The sequence below is a fragment of the Mycobacterium sp. NPDC049093 genome (assembly GCF_040704635.1).
GTDB lineage: Bacteria > Actinomycetota > Actinomycetes > Mycobacteriales > Mycobacteriaceae > Mycobacterium.
The window spans coordinates 258,960-274,743 of sequence record NZ_JBEZJS010000003.1; the positions used below are offsets into that span (position 1 = coordinate 258,960).

The following is a 15,784-nucleotide window of genomic DNA, read 5'->3' on the forward strand; positions in this document are numbered from 1 at the left end:
TCTTGAACATTCTTGCGGGCCTTGGATGTCGGTCCGCGGGGCTAGCGTGTGGGAGGTGTTGAGTGCACAGACGCTGATTTCCCGGCCGGATTTCAGCATCGCCACCTGGAGCTGCACCGGCGAGCACGCGGACTGGTCCGAGCCTGAATGCCCGGTCGACGGGCGGTTCGTCCTGGTGCGCTCCGGGCGCTTTCAGCGTCGTGGGTCCGGCGGCCCGGTGGAACACGATGCGACGCTCGGCTATCTCGGTGCGCCCGGGGAGCCCGAACATTTCGCTCATCCACACGGCGGCGATGCCTGCACGTCGTTGCAGCTCAACGCCGAGAACTGGTGGCAACTCGCCGGCGAGCCGAAACGGATCGGCCCTACCGCCGTGTATGTGGACGCCCGGCTCGAACTGGCGCATCGGCGGCTCCTGTCCGCCGGTCCCGACGATCCCGACTATCAACTCGCGGAGGGTCTGGTGCAGCTGGTGGGCACGGCGCTGCGTTCGGTGGCACAACGACCGATACCGGCCGGGTCACCGGCTCAGCTCTCGGAGCGGCGGTTGGTGGCACAGGCCCGCGAGGCGATCAGGCAGGCCGACGACGCTGCCGTGGGACTGTTCCCCCTTGCCGCCGCTCTCGGGGTTTCCCCGTACCGGCTGAGTCGTTCGTTCGGCCATGAATTGGGGGTGTCGGTGACGCGGTACCGCAACCGGGTCCGGATCAGCCGGGCGCTAGACCATCTGCACCGCAGAGACTCCACGGTGGCCGATATCGCGGCTGCACTGGGCTTCGCGGACCAGGCGCACCTCTGCCGCACAATGCGTGCACACACCGGGTGGACGCCGACCGCGGCCCGGCGCGAATTGCGCCGAGCCGCAGCGGATTAAGTGTCCAGGCCGATATCGAGCACCCGCACCGAATGGGTGAGGGCACCGATCGCGAGGTAGTCGACCCCGGTACCGGCGTAGTCGGCGGCGCTGTCCAATGACAGGCCACCCGAGGATTCCAACAGGGTTTTGGGCGAGCGCGTGTCGCGGCGCTGCACGGCGATCTGGGTCTGCCAGACCGGAAAGTTGTCGAGCAGCACCAATTCCACGTCGGCGGCGAGCACGTCGTCGAGTTGCTCGAGCGAATCCACCTCGACCTCGCAGGGCAGGTCCGGCGCCTCCGCCCGGACCGCCTTGAGCGCGGCAAGCACCGACCCCGCCGCGGCGACGTGGTTGTCCTTGATCAACGCCGCGTCGCCCAGCCCCATCCGATGGTTGACGCCACCACCGACGCGGACCGCGTACTTCTGCAGCGCACGCAGGCCCGGCAGCGTCTTGCGGGTGTCGCGGATCTTGGCGTTGGTACCGGCCACCGCATCGACCCAGGCGGCGGTCGCCGTGGCGATCCCCGACAGGTGGCACATCAGGTTCAGCATGGTGCGTTCGGCCGTGAGCAGCCCGCGGGTCGGCGCCTCGACCGTCAGGATCGCCGAATGGGCGTCCAGGCGGGCACCGTCCTCGACTCGGTTGATCACGCGGTAGCCGTCGGCACCGAGGACCTCGTCGAGCACCAGCAGCGCGATGTCGACACCGGCGGCCACGCCTGGCTCCCGATTCACCACCGAGGCGGTGGTCATCGCATCGGCGCCCACGGTGGCAAGAGTCGTGATGTCCGGGCCGTAGCGCAGGTCTTCTTCGAGCGCACGTGTGATCGTGGCCCTGGCCTCGGCCAGCTCAGTATCCGAAAGTGCCATCAGCACACCGCCGTTGCGGTATCGAGGACGGGGCGGCCGGCTACGGCGCGAATTGTCACGGAATGCTCCTGAGCGGGGTCGGTATCGGGGTAATCGGCGCGATGGTGGCAGCCACGGCTTTCGGTGCGGGCCAGGGCCCCGACGGCGATCGCGCGTGCGGTCGCGGTGAGGGCCGCATCCTCGAAGCTGTGGCGGTTGGCGGGCTGCACCGAACGCGCATCGGCCAGAACAGCGTCGAGCCGCCGCAGGCCCTCGGCGTCGCGGACCACTGAAGCATGCTCGGACATGGCTTGCTGCAGGACATCTCGGTCAACGGAGTCTCGACGGCGGTCCTGCGGCGCCTGGGCGCGCACCGAACCGGCCGCGCTTGCGTGCTCGGCGGCCAACCGGCCGGCCCGGCCGCCGACGACGAGCCCTTCCAGCAGGCTGTTGGAGGCCAACCGGTTGGCTCCGTGCATCCCGGTGCGGGCGACCTCGCCCGCGGCGAACAGCCCGGGCAGTTCGGTACGTCCATACACGTCGGTCACCACACCGCCGCAGCTGTAGTGGGCGCCGGGAACCACCGGAATCGGTTGGCGGGTGGGGTCGATCCCGGCCACCGCGCAGGCCGCCGCCACGGTGGGAAACCGGTCGGAGAACCGGACGATACGCCGGGCATCCAGGTAAACGCACGGGTCACCCGAGGTGCTGAGCCGGGCGTTGATGGCAGCCGCGACCACATCGCGGGGGGCCAGATCCCCCATCGGATGCACCCCATCGGTCACCGAGTTGCCTTGCGAGTCAATGAGTACGGCGCCTTCACCGCGGAGTGCTTCGGTGATGAGCGGACGCCGTCCGCCGCCGTTCTCCGCGTACAGCATGGTCGGGTGGAACTGGACGAACTCGATGTCGCGGACCGCAACTCCGGCCCACAGCGCCAGGGCGATGCCGTCACCGGTCGAGCCACTCGGATTGGTGGTGGCCGCGTACACGTGGCCGAGGCCGCCGGTCGCCAGGATGACCGATGGCGCGTGGATGAGACCCAGGCCGTCCTCGTTGCGCACCAGCACTCCGGTCACGCCACTGTGGTCACGCAGGATCTCGCACGCCACGTGGTCACGGCGGATGTCGAGTTCAGCGGCTGCCGAATCGAGGGCGCGCTGCACCTCGGCCCCGGTGGAATCACCCCCGGCGTGAATGATCCGGCGGCGGGTGTGGCCGCCCTCGCGGGTCAGCGCCCAGCGCCCAGGTGCTGTCTCGTCGAACTGGGCGCCGTCGGTCACCAGATCCGCCACCGCGCCGTAGCCGGCCGCGACGATGGAGCGCACCGCATCCGGATCGCAAAGGCCGCCGCCCGCCGCGACCGTATCGGCAACGTGCGCCTCGACGGAGTCGTCGGAATCCGGCAACACGACAGCAATCCCGCCCTGGGCATGGAACGTCGCAGTCTCGCGAGCCTTGCTCAGGACCACCACTCGCCGGCCCCGGCGGTGCGCGGCCAGGGCCGCCACCAGACCGGCGACTCCGGTGCCGACCACGACAACGTCAGCGCGCTGCTGCCACAGCGTCGAACTGCCGCAGGCGAAGCGGCTCGATCCCCGGGCGCTGCCCGTCGGGGTCATTCGCCGCCGCCGGGCTGACCAATCGCGATCATGCGCTGCACGCTGGCCCGTCCCAGCCGAGCGGTCTCGGGATCGACATGCACCTCGTCGGCACCCTCGATCAGGCAGCGCAGCAGTGCGGCCGGAGTGATCATCTTCATGTAGGTGCACGACGCGCGGTCGTTGACGGCCAGGAAGTCGACTTCCGGTGCAGCCCTGCGCAACTGGTGCAGCATGCCGACCTCGGTGGCGACGAGTACCTGTCGGGCCCGGGTTTCACGGGCCGCGTCGAGCATTCCGCCCGTTGACAGGATCTTCACCCGCTCCTCGGGAACCGCACCCTCACCGGCCAGGTAGAGCGCCGAGGTGGCACAACCACATTCAGGGTGCACAAAGAGTTCGGCGTCGGGGTGCGACCGGGCCTGGTCGGCCAGCTCGTCGCCGTTGATCCCGGCGTGCACGTGGCATTCGCCGGCCCAGACGTGCAGGTTCTTGCGGCCGGTGACGCGGCGCACGTGCGCACCCAGGAACTGGTCCGGGCAGAACAGCACCTCGCGGTCCTCGGGGATCGAGGCCACCACCTCGACGGCATTGGACGAGGTGCAGCAGATGTCGGTCAGCGCCTTCACCGCGGCAGTGGTGTTGACGTAGGAAACGACGACCGCACCGGGGTGCTCGTCCTTCCAGGCCTGCAGCTCGTCGGCGGTGATCGAGTCGGCCAGCGAGCAACCGGCGCGCTGATCCGGGATCAGCACCGTCTTGTCGGGGCTGAGGATCTTGGCCGTCTCGGCCATGAAGTGCACGCCGCAGAACACGATGGTGTCCTCGGGAGCCTCGGCGGCGATGCGTGACAGCGCCAGGGAATCACCGACGTGGTCGGCGACGTCCTGGATGGCCGGCAACTGATAGTTGTGCGCCAGCAGCGTCGCGCCACGCTGATCGACCAAACGGCGGATCTCGGCAGCCCATTTCTCGTCGCCGTCAACGCCGGAATAGCCACCGGGACCATCGACGATCTGATCTGCCAAGCCCCCCGCGAGGGTGTCATTGAGAGCGGTCACGCCGACCTCCTCCACTGCGTCAGGTTTTCGACTTATAATCGAAAACATGCCACATGGTAACACCGCGCACGAAGTGCTCGCCGTCGTGTTCCAGGTTCGCGGCCTCGACACCCGGCAACCCGCACTCAACGTGCTGCTGTGGCAGCGGGCACTGGATCCGGAGCAGGGCAAATGGTCCCTGCCGGGCGGCCGACTGGATGACGACGAGGACCTGATCAGTTCGGTTCGACGACAGCTCGCCGAGAAGGTTGACCTGCGAGAACTCGCCCATCTCGAGCAACTGGCGGTGTTTTCCGACCCGCATCGTGTTCCCGGCACGCGGACCATCGCATCGACGTTCCTGGGCCTGGTACCCTCCCCCTCTACCCCAACCCTGCCGCCGGACACCCGGTGGCATCCGGTCAGCGACCTCCCCCCGATGGCCTTCGACCACGCACCGATGGTCGAACACGCACGCAACCGCCTGGTGGCCAAGATGTCGTACACCAACATCGGATTCGCCTTGGCGCCAAAGGAATTCGCGCTGTCCACGTTGCGTGACATCTACAGCGCCGCGCTCGATTACCAAGTCGATGCCACGAACCTGCAGCGCGTCCTGGAACGCCGCAAGGTCATCACCCGCACCGGGACCACCGCCCGATCCGGGCGTAGCGGCGGCCGTCCCGCGGCGCTGTACCGCTTCACCGACTCGCGCTACCGCGTGACCGACGAATTCGCTGCTCTGCGCCCGCCCGGGTGAGTCGACTGGCTTCTTAGACCCTCCTTAAGTAAGAATGCCGGGATGGACATGGGCAGTGCAGCCACCGTCTCGGCAGCCGAATGGATCGGTCGGGCACCTCACGAGGAGCTCGACCAGGCCGCCCGGCCCGTCCTCCCCCACGACGACGCGTTCTATGTACCGCCCGCGGGGTTCCAGCACGCCGAACCAGGCACCGTCCTGCGCAGCCGTGACGTCGAGCTGGCGTTTCTGGGCCTGATCCCGCAGCGCCTGCAGGCCACGCAGCTGTTGTTCCGTTCCACCGACCGCAACGGCATCCCGGAAGCTGCCGCCACCACCGTCATCGTCCCGGCCGACGCCGCACCGGACTGTCCGATCGTGTCGTACCAGTGCGCGATCGACGCAATTTCAGCCCGGTGCTTCCCCTCCTACGCCCTGCGCCACCACGCCAAGGCCACCGGCTCCCTGGCCCAGCTGGAATTTCTGCTGGTCTCGGCCGCGCTGGCCGAAGGCTGGGCGGTCTCGGTGCCCGATCACGAGGGCATCAACGGCATGTGGGGCGCGCCCTACGAGCCCGGTTACCGGGTGCTCGACGGCTTACGGGCGGCGCTCAACACCGAGCACCTGTCGTTGTCTCCGACGGCACCTATCGGCCTGTGGGGATATTCCGGCGGCGGCCTGGCCAGCGCCTGGGCAGCCGAGATGGCCGGCAGCTACGCCCCTGAGCTCAATATCGTCGGCGCCGTCCTGGGCTCCCCTGTCGGCAACCTCGGAAACACCTTCCGCCGGCTCAACGGCACCGTGTTCTCCGGGCTGCCGGCCCTCGTGGTGGCCGCCCTCGCCGACATCTACCCCGACCTCAACCGAGTGATCGCCGAGCACGCCACCACCGAGGGACGCAAGATCCTGGACCGGCTGCACCGGATGACCACCGTGGAGGCCGTCGTGCGGATGTTCCGCACCGACATGGCCGATCTGGTCGACCTGCCCCTGGAACAGATCATCGACGGCCCCGAGGTCACCGAGGTGTTCAACGACACCAAACTCGGTGTGGCCGTGCCGGTCCCGCCGGTGCTGATCGTGCAGGCCGTGCATGACGAGATCATCTCGGTCGACGACATCGACGAACTCGCCGATACCTACCTGGCCGGCGGGGCCGACGTGACCTACCACCGCGACATGTTCAGCGAACACCTGCTGTTGCACCCGTTCTCGGCGCCGATGGCGTTGCGCTGGCTGAACGACCGGTTCGCCGAGCGCCCGCTGACCGCCAACCTCGTGCGTTCCAAATGGCCGACGCTGCTCAACCCGATCACCTACATGGGCATGGCGCGACTGGCCGGAATCGCCACCAAGGTGGCTTTGGGCCGGACGGTACGGAAGCGCCCGCTCTGACCTTTCGCGAGCTGGCACAATAGGGGTAGATGCGTTATATCCGTCAGCCTCCGACAGTGGCCCTGCGCGACAGCGTCGACCACCTGTGGTGCATTGCGGACGGACCCACGTACCCGGCGGAACGCATCCTGCCCACCGGTACCACCGAACTTGTCGTGAACCTCGGCGCCGACACCATCACCATAGCGAACCATCAAGGTGCACAACGACTTTCGGGATCAGCGGTCTCCGGCCCCTACACCCGGCCGTTCGACATCGACGCCCGTGAGCACACCGCAATGGTGGGCGTGCATTTCAAACCGGGTGGCGTACACGCGGTCCTCGGAGTGTCACCGCACGAACTGCTGGGTTCCCACATCGATCTCGACGCAGTGTGGAACGGCGCAGCCGACCTGCGCGCCGAGATCTGCGAGGCGAAGTCGATCACACAGCGCTTGGCGATCGTCGAATGTGCGCTGCTCACCCGATCTAGCGGCGACCGCGGGCTGACCCCGGAAGTGGCCTTCGCGGTGGGCGCGCTCAGCCTCGACCGCCAACCAACGATCGAAAAGCTTGCCCGCGCAATCGGCTTCAGTCACCGCAGGCTGATCCAGCTGTTCACCGCCCAGGTCGGGATGTCACCCAAACGGTTCGCTCGCCTGCAACGGTTCCGGCACGCACATGACGCCGTCTCATCGGCACTCTCACCGCCGCATTGGCCCACCTTCGCCGTCGAGCACGGATACGCCGACCAGTCGCACATGATCAGGGAGTTCCAGGAGTTCTCCGGGATGACCCCCGCCCAGCAACTACGCCGAAGCAGCTACGTCGCGAAGGATGACCACATCGCGCTCGAGTCGTAGGTCAATTTTGTTCAATACATCCGCCTCGAAGATCGGCAGACTGCGGTCATGTCTGGACACATCACCTACCGAACCGGCGCGATCCGCTACCAGGTCACCGACGTCGAGCGCGCGGTGGCGTTCTATACCGGGCACCTGGGATTCGACGTCGCACTCCGTGGAGGACCGGCATTCGCATCCGTGGTCAACGGCGATCTCACCGTGTTCTTGAGCGGGCCGGGCAGCTCGGGTGCACGTCCACTGCCCGACGGCACGCCGCAGACCCCCGGAGGCTTCAATCGGATCGTCCTCGAAGTCGACGACCTCGACACCGCCGTCACCGAGTTGCACGGGGCCGACGTCAGGTTCCGCAACACGATGGAGACGGGGCCGGGCGGACGGCAGATCCAGGTCGACGACCCCGACGGCAACCCCGTCGAGCTTTTCGAACCCGCAGCCGTCAAGCCCCGGGCGGACTGACCACCGGCGGGATCACCGGATACGTCGGGGTCTCCACAGGAGGCCACGCGCCCAGATCGTCACGCACGGTGGACACCGCGATCAGCGCATAGACCATTGCCGCCGCGGCTGCAGGAAACAGGATCGTGCCGGCGATCTGCAGCGGTGTGTGCCCGAAAAAGACCGACGGCGCTTCCAACACGTACTGGACCCGATGTTCCGGGCTCACCGGGGCTCCGGCGATGTCCAACGAGCCGAACCGCACGTGCGCCAGTGCCGCACCGACACCGGCAGCCACGCCGGTGGCCAACGCAGAGCCCATGGCCAACGCAGCGACCATGACGGGCCCGCGATGCGGAGCCCATTGCCACAGCGCCACCGCGGCCACGATCGCCAGGACGACGAGCATGCCGACGAACATGAATGCCGACGTGAAGAAATGATCGGATTCACTGCCCAGATACGCGTGCACCCGCTCACCGCTACGGGTCAACGCGATCACGCCATGAATCCCCGGCGTCAACCAGGCCCACAGCGCGCCGAGCAGCGCACCGGCCACCGCCAGAGCCCCAAGGACGGTCACCACCGCACGCTCGCGCGAAACTCTCGGTGCGCCAGGGAGATTGGCGGGAGCCGAACCGGCCTGGGCAACCTGCTCTTCGCCCGAGAGGCTCATCGGGACCTTCTGCTCTTCGCCCGAGAGGCTCATCGCCGCGTATCCAGGTCCATCGAATCCACCTGCCCATGCCGCGAACACTTGGCCCACCACCCGGTGGGCCGCACCTGGACGATCATCCGGCGGCCGCATTCGGCACAGAACCGTGGCGGTTCCAGCCCGAGCTGAGCGGCAGTGGGCACGACGCTTCCGTCCGCCGCGTCCGCCTGGACCCCGGTGTAGACGTTGTATAGGCCGGCGCCGACGGGCGCGGGCAAGTCTTGAACCATCACCACCAGTTCTACAGGCTGGCGTTCAGCGCCTTGATCGGCATCTGCAGATCGTCGAGCAATTCCAGGTCCGACTCGGCCGGACGGCCCAGGGTGGTCAGGTAGTTGCCGACGATGACGGCGTTGATGCCGCCCAGGATGCCCTGCTTGGCGCCGAGGTCACCAAGGGTGATCTCGCGGCCACCGGCGAAGCGCAGCATCGTGCGCGGCAGCGCCAGCCGGAACGCGGCCACCGCCTTGAGGGCCTCAGAGGCAGGCAGCACCTCGAGATCGCCGAAGGGTGTGCCCGGGCGCGGGTTGAGGAAGTTCAGCGGCACCTCGTGCGGGTCGAGCTCGGCCAGGTTGGCGGCGAACTCGGCGCGCTGCTCCAGCGTCTCGCCCATGCCCAGGATGCCGCCGCAGCAGACCTCCATGCCGGCCTCGCGCACCATTTCCAGCGTGCCCCAGCGCTCTTCCCACGAGTGGGTGGTGACGACGTTGGGGAAGAACGACTGTGCGGTCTCCAGGTTGTGGTTGTAGCGGTGCACGCCCATGTCCTTGAGGCGGTCCACCTGCTCCTGGGTCAGCATGCCCAGCGAGCACGCGATCTGGATGTCGACCTCGTTGCGGATCGCCTCGATGCCCGCGGCGACCTGGGCCAGCAGGCGCTCGTCGGGGCCACGCACCGCGGCCACGATGCAGAACTCGGTGGCGCCGGTCTTGGCGGTCTGCTTGGCCGCCTCGACCAGGCTCGGGATGTCGAGCCAGGCGCTACGCACCGGGGAGGCGAACAGACCCGACTGCGAGCAGAAATGGCAGTCCTCCGGGCAGCCGCCGGTCTTGAGGCTGATGATGCCCTCGACCTCGACCTCGGGGCCACACCACTTCATCCGGACCTCGTGGGCCAGGGCCAGCAGTTCCTCGAGCTGGTCGTCGGGCAGCTGCAGCACCTGCAGCGTCTGGTCCTTGTCGAGGCCGACGCCACGCTCCAGAACCTGCTCGCGAGCTACGCCCAGTACATCTACGGCTGCCTGCGTCACCGAAAGTCCTCCTGTGGATCATGGGGTCGGCCGGGCCGACAATTGAACACGTCGGCCGGGCCGACAATTGAACACCGTTCAGGCTAGGGTAACGGTGTGCAACTCCACAAACCCGACGTGGTGGATGCGGCGACGGCCATCCTCGACAACTACGGCATCGCCGACCTGACGATGCGCCGCCTGGCCCGTGAGCTCAACGTCAGTCCGGGCGCGTTGTACTGGCACTTCGCCAACAAACAGGAACTGCTCGGCGCCGTCGCCGACCGCATCCTGCAGCCTGCTAGCACTGATTCCACGACGCCGTCCTGGCCGGGCCGGATCCACGAGATCTGTGTGGCGCTGCGCGACGCACTGCTGTCGCACACCGACGGCGCCGAACTGGTGTCATCGAGCTTCGCGGCCGGGCAGTCAAAGCTGGCCATCGAGATCGTGGCCCAACTCGCCGACGCCGCCCAGCGGGCCGGTGTGGCATCGCCGGACGACGAGTTGGCTGCTCGCACTTTGCTGTACTTCGTGCTCGGCTTCACCGCCGACGAACAGTCCCGTCTGCAGTGGGACGCCGCGGGCGCGCTGGCCGACGAGCAGTCGGTGCTCACCCGTGACACCTCCCGGCAGTTCGCCTTCGGCCTGCAGTTGCTCGTGGACGGTGTGGCAGTACGGGGCGCCAGCGCACTCAGCTCCGGCCGCGATGGCCGGCAGCGTAGCGAGAATTGATCCGGGCAGCTCAGAATGCCGCCTCAAAATGGCGGTGGTGGTCCATATTCTTCGGCGAGCCAGGCTTGGTATTGGCGTTCGACGTCGAGGTCGTTGTTGAATTCGGCGCGTAGGCGTCGTTCTTCGGCGATGCGTTCTTGGCGGTCCTGCTCGCGAGTGTGTGAGCGTTTGGGCATCTTCCCGGCCCGGTGCGGATTCTCGTTGGGGGCTTCGGGTACGGACAGGTTGAGGTCCCCGGTGGGTTGGCCCAGGGTGGGAAACATACCCGCGCCGTGGGGTTCGGTGACATGTGTGTGGCCGGTGGGTGTGGTGATTTCGACTGTGCCATCAGGTAATTGACGATCCGACCAGCCGGGGCAGAACGTCTTCACCAAATGATGGGCCCGGCAGTACAGCTTGGTGTTCGATGGATGCGTCGGGCCCGCCGGATAGGGCACGGTGTGGTCGATGTCGCACCGGGCGATCGGGGCGTCACAACCGGGGAACCGACACGTCAGATCGCGCCAGCGGATGAACTCCGATAGTGCCACCGACGGGCGATACCCCGGCTCAGCCCCCTCGGGGGCGGCGGACTCGCTGGGTTCGATCGGCGCCTCAGGCGAACCGCTCGGTTCGGTCGACTCAACCGTGTCAGACACCGTGCCTTGTTCGGCCGGAGTCTTAGGCGCTGCAGGCATCCGCACCGGCTTGATCTTGGCCGTGGCCGCCAGGTCGCGAACGGATTCGGCGGGCAGGATGCCATGCCCAGGCAGATACCCCGGATTCTGCGAGCTGCCATCGAGAGTGGATTGCTCGGCCAGCACGTGCACCACCGCCGCATCGGCCGCCGCACGCTTGTGGGCGGCCGGGCAATCATCCCGACCACACCGGCAGGTCAACTGGGCCTCCCGCCGCGCCAACGGCCCGATCGCATCGGCACGGCGCCGCTCCCGGCTGCGCGGATCATGCTCACACACCGTGTCCGCCAACGCATCCAGGCGTTGATCGAACGCCGCCCCGTCAACGGCATCCACATTGGCCACGATGGTGGCCTGACCAGGGCTGCCCGGATCGACCTGCACAAACCGGTCTTGCGCCAGATCCGGCGGCACCCGGACCCCGTTCGGATCGAGTTTCGCGATCCACTGATCAATCCGATCCCGCAACTGCCGCTCGGAGAACCGCATCCACTGAGGCGCCCGCGCAGCCAACTCGGCGTCCAGCCCGGCCCACACCGCGCGGTCCGTGGTCTCGGTGCGGGCGATGATCATCCGCACCACCCGATAGTCGATATCGCCGACGGCGAAGCGGGCTGCCACCTGTGGCAGTTTGTCGCGCAACACCCGAGCGTGATGTACCTGGGTACCGCCGCGGCCCCGGCTGATCCGCATCGCCGCCGAAACCTCCGCCGAAACCTCTTCGAACGGATCGGTGCGCCACAAAATGCTGTCGGCCAGTTCCTGTTCACGCAGGCTGTCCAACGCCCCGATCGCCGCCAACCGTCCGGCGATCGCCACCGACTCGGCCCGCGTAGCAGCACTGACCTTGTCGATCAGCTCCACATCAGACAGTGAGTCGAACATGTGTTCGATTATGCCACCACCCACCGACGCTGCGGGCGAATTCGGGCCGGACAGACCTAGGGGCAGTTCCCGATCGGGTGATCCAGGCGCTTGTCGCCGTCCCAATGACGTAGCCCGGCCACCTGACCGATGATCTCGGCGGGTCGCCCGGCGATCCGCACAGCGGTGGTCTGCCGGCCCGGAGCGATCCGCCGGGCCAGCGTGACGTGCGGAGTCCAGTTCCCCGGTTCGGTGTGGGGCATGGGAGTCGGGTCCATGAACGGCAGGCACAGTCGATACACCTCGGCCTGGATCTCGAGCAGCTCCTCCGTCGGGACCAGCAGCCGCGCCAATACTCCGGCCGAGCGCCCGAAGATCAGCGTCGCGCCCAGCCGGCACTGCAGCGGGAACCGGTGGACGAGGTCGGTGAGCACGACGTCAGCCTGAGCGTCGATGTGTCGGGCGACGGTCAGCGTCGCGTGCGGCCTGCTGGCGGGCGCCTGGCTCGGAATGTCGGCGTCGCGCAGCGCATCCCAGATCCGCCGGACCGTGTCCTCGGTGTCCGGGTCGAATACCAGCTCGACGGAATGGACCATCTCAAGCCAGGCCGGTCAGCCAGTTCAGATCGAAGGCGTCGGCGCAGAGCTTCTCGAACTCCTCGGCGCTCGCCCCGCCCGCTCCTGCGGGCAGTACTGCACGCACCGGCGCCAACCGTGCCAGCGCGACCCGGTTTCCGGACTCGGCGGCGCCGGGGTTCTCCGGCCACGCCCCGATCACCAGACCGGCGCAGGTAATTCCTTGCCCTGCAAGTGATTCCAATGTCAACGCGGTGTGGTTGAGCGTTCCCAGCCCCGGGGAGACCACCACGAGGACGGTAGCGGAGAGATCAACAGCCAGATCACGCAGCGTGACGCCGTCAGCCCCCAGCTCGACCAGCAGACCACCCGCACCTTCGACGAGGGTCAGCCCGCCGGGAACCTCGGCGGCTCGCACCGCGTCCACCAACTCGGTACGCGTCGGCAATGGAAGTCCGGCACGCTCCGCGGCAGATACCGGCGCCAGCGGTTCCGGATACCGCCATCCGCCGTGCAGATTGCCGACCCCGGACAGCCGGTGCACCTCACCGAGGTCGTTGTCACCGTCCACGGTTCCGGTCTGCACCGGCTTGGACACCGCGACATCGAGCCCGGCCAGCCGCGCCGCGCAGGCCAGCGCGGCGGTCGTCACGGTCTTGCCGACGCCGGTGTCGGTCCCGGTGACGACCAGCGTGCTCACAACCGGGCCTCCGACAGAACCTCGGTCAACACCTGACGGGCCAGATCCATCTCGTCGGCGGTCAGCGAGGCCCGGGCCGTCAAGCGCAGACGTGAGGTGCCCTCGGGAACCGTCGGTGGCCGGAAGCAGCCCACCCGTACACCGCGGTCCAAGCACGCGGCCGCAGCAGCCACCGCGACCTCCGGCTCACCGAGGATCACCGAGACGACCGCGGAATCGGGCACCGCGGTATCCCCGGAGATCCGGGCCAGCTCGGCGGCATGGTCCAGAACTGCTTGCGCTCGCTGGGGTTCGGCGATCAGCACCCGCAGAGCGGCCGCCGCCGCACCGACTGCCGCCGGCGCCAATCCCGTATCGAAGATGAACGGACGGGCCGCGTCGATCAGGTGGGCGCGGATCGGCTCGGGGCCGAGCACCACGCCGCCCTGGCTGCCGAGCGCCTTCGACAGCGTCGTCGTCATCACCACGTCCGGCGCTCCGGCGAGGCCGGACTCGTACAACAGACCCTGCCCGCCCGGACCGCGCACGCCGAGTCCATGTGCCTCGTCGACGAGCAACAACGCACCGTGCCGGCGGCAGACCGCGTGCAGTTCGCGCAGCGGCGCGAGCACGCCGTCGGTGCTGAACACCGATTCGGTCAGCACCACCGCGCGGTCCTCGGTGCGCGACGAGAGCGCGGTATCGACGGCGTCAACGTCGAGGTGCGGCGTGACGGTCACCCGCGCACGGGACAACCGGCAGGCGTCGACCAGCGAGGCATGGGTCAGGGCATCGGAGACGAGCAGCGAGCCGGGACCGCTCAGTGCGACGACGGCACCCAGGTTGGCGGTGTAACCCGAGGAGAAGACCAATGCCGACTCGGCGCCGACGAAGGTCGCCAGCGCGGTCTCGAACTCTTCGTGCAGCTCGGTGTTTCCAGTGACCAGCCGCGATCCGCCGGCGCCGGCACCCCAGGTGCGCAGTGCCTCGATGCCGCCGTCGAGCACCTCCGGGTGCTGCGACAGCCCCAGGTAGTCGTTGGAGGCCAGGTCCAATTCGGTCGCCACAGCGGGGCGGGTTCGCAGCTCACGACGAAGCCCGGCCTGCCTGCGCTGTGATTCGACATCGGCCAGCCAGGCCAGCGGTGATAGATCGGTGCGCGTCACGGTGGGCTCCTCGCTGCGGTTGAACACGTCGGCGGTGCCGACAGTTGAACACGTCGGCGGTGCCGACAGTTGAACACCGTTCAGGTTAGTGCACGAGCGACGCCGACCATGCCGGCGGTGATCTGTTCCACCTCCGCAGGCGTGCAGATGAAGGGCGGCATGGCATAGACCAGCTTGCCGAACGGACGCAGCCATACCCCGTGCCGCAACGCCGCCAGCGTCGCCACCTTCATGTCGACCGGCTCGCGCATCTCGATCACGCCGATGGCGCCGAGCACCCGCACATCGGCGACGCCGGGCAGGGCGCGGGCCGGCTCGAGTCCCTGTCGCAGGCCCGCCTCGATCTCGGCCACCCGGGCCGGCCAGTCACTGCTGACCAGCAGTTCCACCGCGGCGACACCGACCGCACAGGCCAGCGCGTTGGCCATGAACGTCGGCCCGTGCATCAGGGCACCGGGCTCCCCCGCACTGATCGTCCGTGCGATCTCACGGGTACACAGCGTGGCCGCCAGGGTGATGTAGCCGCCGGTCATCGCCTTGCCGACACACATGATGTCCGGGCTCACCCCGGCGTGCTCAGCGGCGAACAGCTTTCCGGTGCGGCCGAATCCGGTGGCGATCTCATCGAAGATGAGCAGCACATGGTGGCGATCGCAGATGGCCCGCAAGTCCGCGAGGTACCGCGGGTCGTGGAACCGCATTCCCCCGGCACCCTGCACAACAGGTTCGACGATCACGGCGGCGAGCTCATCGGCGTGCTCGGCCAGTTGCCGCTCGAACGCCTCGCTGTAGGACGGCTCGTAGTCGGCGGGCACGGGCGGTGCGAACACCTGGGGCACCAGAACGTCGGTCCACAGGGAATGCATGCCACCGTCGGGATCGCACACGCTCATCGGGGTGAACGTGTCGCCGTGATAGCCGCCGCGCCAGGTCATCAGACGGTGCTTGGACTCTCGGCCGACGCTGCGCCAGTACTGCAGCGCCATTTTGACCGCCACCTCGACCGACACCGACCCGGAGTCGCTGAAGAACACGGTCTCCAGGGGCGCGGGGGTGAGGTCGACCAGCAGCTGGGCCAGCCGGGCGGCCGGTTCGTGGGTCAGACCGCCGAACATGACGTGGTTCATGGTGGCGAGCTGGTTGTTGATGGCACGGTCCAGCACCGGGTGTCCGTGCCCGTGTACGGCAGTCCACCAGGACGCCATCGCATCGAGAACCTCGAGCGGTGCGCCGTCGGTAGGGTCGATCACAGTCAGCCACGCGCCCTTGGCCCCGACCGCGACGACCGGCGGCAACACGTCCGCATCCATGGCGCTGTAGGGGTGCCAGATGTGCGCCGCGTCGATGGCGCTGATCTGCGCCGGTGTCAGCTCAGGCACAGTC

Annotated in this window: 17 protein-coding genes; 6 read left to right on the plus strand and 11 right to left on the minus strand. The window is 68.0% G+C overall.

From position 1 onward, the window contains the following. The first annotated feature begins 55 nt into the window (after positions 1–55). Positions 56–874, plus strand: coding sequence for a helix-turn-helix domain-containing protein (locus tag AB0876_RS11705; protein WP_491839154.1), 819 nt, complete (start codon positions 56–58; stop codon positions 872–874). Here AB0876_RS11705 and nadC read toward each other — a convergent pair. Genes nadC through nadA form a run of 3 tightly spaced genes read right to left on the minus strand, consistent with a single transcriptional unit; the run spans position 871 to position 4,369 of the window. Beyond that, positions 871–1,728 (minus strand): carboxylating nicotinate-nucleotide diphosphorylase, encoded by an 858-nt coding sequence (nadC, locus tag AB0876_RS11710; RefSeq protein ID WP_526042043.1) that lies wholly within the window; start codon positions 1,726–1,728, stop codon positions 871–873. The genes AB0876_RS11705 and nadC overlap by 4 nt on opposite strands. Continuing rightward, entirely contained in the window at positions 1,728–3,329 is a 1,602-nt protein-coding gene (locus AB0876_RS11715) for an L-aspartate oxidase (protein WP_526042044.1), read from the minus strand. The genes nadC and AB0876_RS11715 overlap by 1 nt, the downstream gene beginning before the upstream one ends. Next, entirely contained in the window at positions 3,326–4,369 is a 1,044-nt protein-coding gene (nadA, locus tag AB0876_RS11720) for a quinolinate synthase NadA (protein WP_526042045.1), read from the minus strand. The genes AB0876_RS11715 and nadA overlap by 4 nt, the downstream gene beginning before the upstream one ends. 46 nt (positions 4,370–4,415) lie before the next feature. Between nadA and AB0876_RS11725 the strand changes: the two genes are divergently transcribed. The 4 genes from AB0876_RS11725 to AB0876_RS11740 are packed head-to-tail and all read left to right on the plus strand — an operon-like array spanning position 4,416 to position 7,783. After that, positions 4,416–5,108, plus strand: a complete 693-nt coding sequence (locus AB0876_RS11725; protein WP_526042046.1) for an NUDIX domain-containing protein — start codon at positions 4,416–4,418, stop codon at positions 5,106–5,108. A 42-nt stretch (positions 5,109–5,150) separates the two neighbouring features. After that, complete coding sequence (locus AB0876_RS11730) at positions 5,151–6,482, plus strand: lipase family protein (RefSeq protein ID WP_526042047.1); 1,332 nt, start codon at positions 5,151–5,153, stop codon at positions 6,480–6,482. 29 nt (positions 6,483–6,511) lie between these two features. Then, a complete protein-coding gene (locus AB0876_RS11735; RefSeq protein ID WP_526042048.1) occupies positions 6,512–7,324 on the plus strand; it encodes a helix-turn-helix domain-containing protein in 813 nt (270 codons plus the stop codon). 48 nt (positions 7,325–7,372) lie between these two features. After that, entirely contained in the window at positions 7,373–7,783 is a 411-nt protein-coding gene (locus tag AB0876_RS11740) for a VOC family protein (RefSeq protein ID WP_526042049.1), read from the plus strand. Here AB0876_RS11740 and AB0876_RS11745 read toward each other — a convergent pair. The 3 genes from AB0876_RS11745 to bioB are packed head-to-tail and all read right to left on the minus strand — an operon-like array spanning position 7,764 to position 9,726. Further along, on the minus strand, positions 7,764–8,471 hold the full coding sequence (locus AB0876_RS11745) for a DUF2567 domain-containing protein (protein WP_526042050.1): 708 nt from the start codon (positions 8,469–8,471) through the stop codon (positions 7,764–7,766). The two genes, AB0876_RS11740 and AB0876_RS11745, sit on opposite strands and share 20 nt — an antisense overlap. Beyond that, entirely contained in the window at positions 8,468–8,707 is a 240-nt protein-coding gene (gene bsaP / locus AB0876_RS11750) for a biotin synthase auxiliary protein BsaP (protein ID WP_064887255.1), read from the minus strand. Before bsaP ends, AB0876_RS11745 begins: the two co-directional genes overlap by 4 nt. A gap of 11 nt (positions 8,708–8,718) precedes the next feature. Then, positions 8,719–9,726, minus strand: a complete 1,008-nt coding sequence (gene bioB / locus AB0876_RS11755; RefSeq protein WP_055113863.1) for a biotin synthase BioB — start codon at positions 9,724–9,726, stop codon at positions 8,719–8,721. Between the two features lie 96 nt (positions 9,727–9,822). On the opposite strand from bioB, the gene AB0876_RS11760 reads away from it, so the two are divergent. Beyond that, positions 9,823–10,440 (plus strand): TetR/AcrR family transcriptional regulator, encoded by a 618-nt coding sequence (locus tag AB0876_RS11760; protein WP_526042051.1) that lies wholly within the window; start codon positions 9,823–9,825, stop codon positions 10,438–10,440. 23 nt (positions 10,441–10,463) lie between these two features. Here AB0876_RS11760 and AB0876_RS11765 read toward each other — a convergent pair whose 3' ends face one another. The 5 genes from AB0876_RS11765 to bioA form a co-directional block, all read right to left on the minus strand. Then, a complete protein-coding gene (locus tag AB0876_RS11765; protein WP_526042052.1) occupies positions 10,464–12,002 on the minus strand; it encodes an HNH endonuclease signature motif containing protein in 1,539 nt (512 codons plus the stop codon). A gap of 56 nt (positions 12,003–12,058) precedes the next feature. After that, a complete protein-coding gene (locus tag AB0876_RS11770; RefSeq protein WP_526042053.1) occupies positions 12,059–12,577 on the minus strand; it encodes a 2'-5' RNA ligase family protein in 519 nt (172 codons plus the stop codon). 1 nt (position 12,578) lies between these two features. Continuing rightward, on the minus strand, positions 12,579–13,256 hold the full coding sequence (gene bioD, locus AB0876_RS11775) for a dethiobiotin synthase (RefSeq protein ID WP_526042054.1): 678 nt from the start codon (positions 13,254–13,256) through the stop codon (positions 12,579–12,581). Next, on the minus strand, positions 13,253–14,401 hold the full coding sequence (gene bioF / locus AB0876_RS11780; RefSeq protein WP_526042055.1) for an 8-amino-7-oxononanoate synthase: 1,149 nt from the start codon (positions 14,399–14,401) through the stop codon (positions 13,253–13,255). Before bioF ends, bioD begins: the two co-directional genes overlap by 4 nt. A gap of 80 nt (positions 14,402–14,481) precedes the next feature. Further along, a complete protein-coding gene (bioA, locus tag AB0876_RS11785; protein WP_491839141.1) occupies positions 14,482–15,780 on the minus strand; it encodes an adenosylmethionine--8-amino-7-oxononanoate transaminase in 1,299 nt (432 codons plus the stop codon). Positions 15,781–15,784 lie beyond the last annotated feature (4 nt).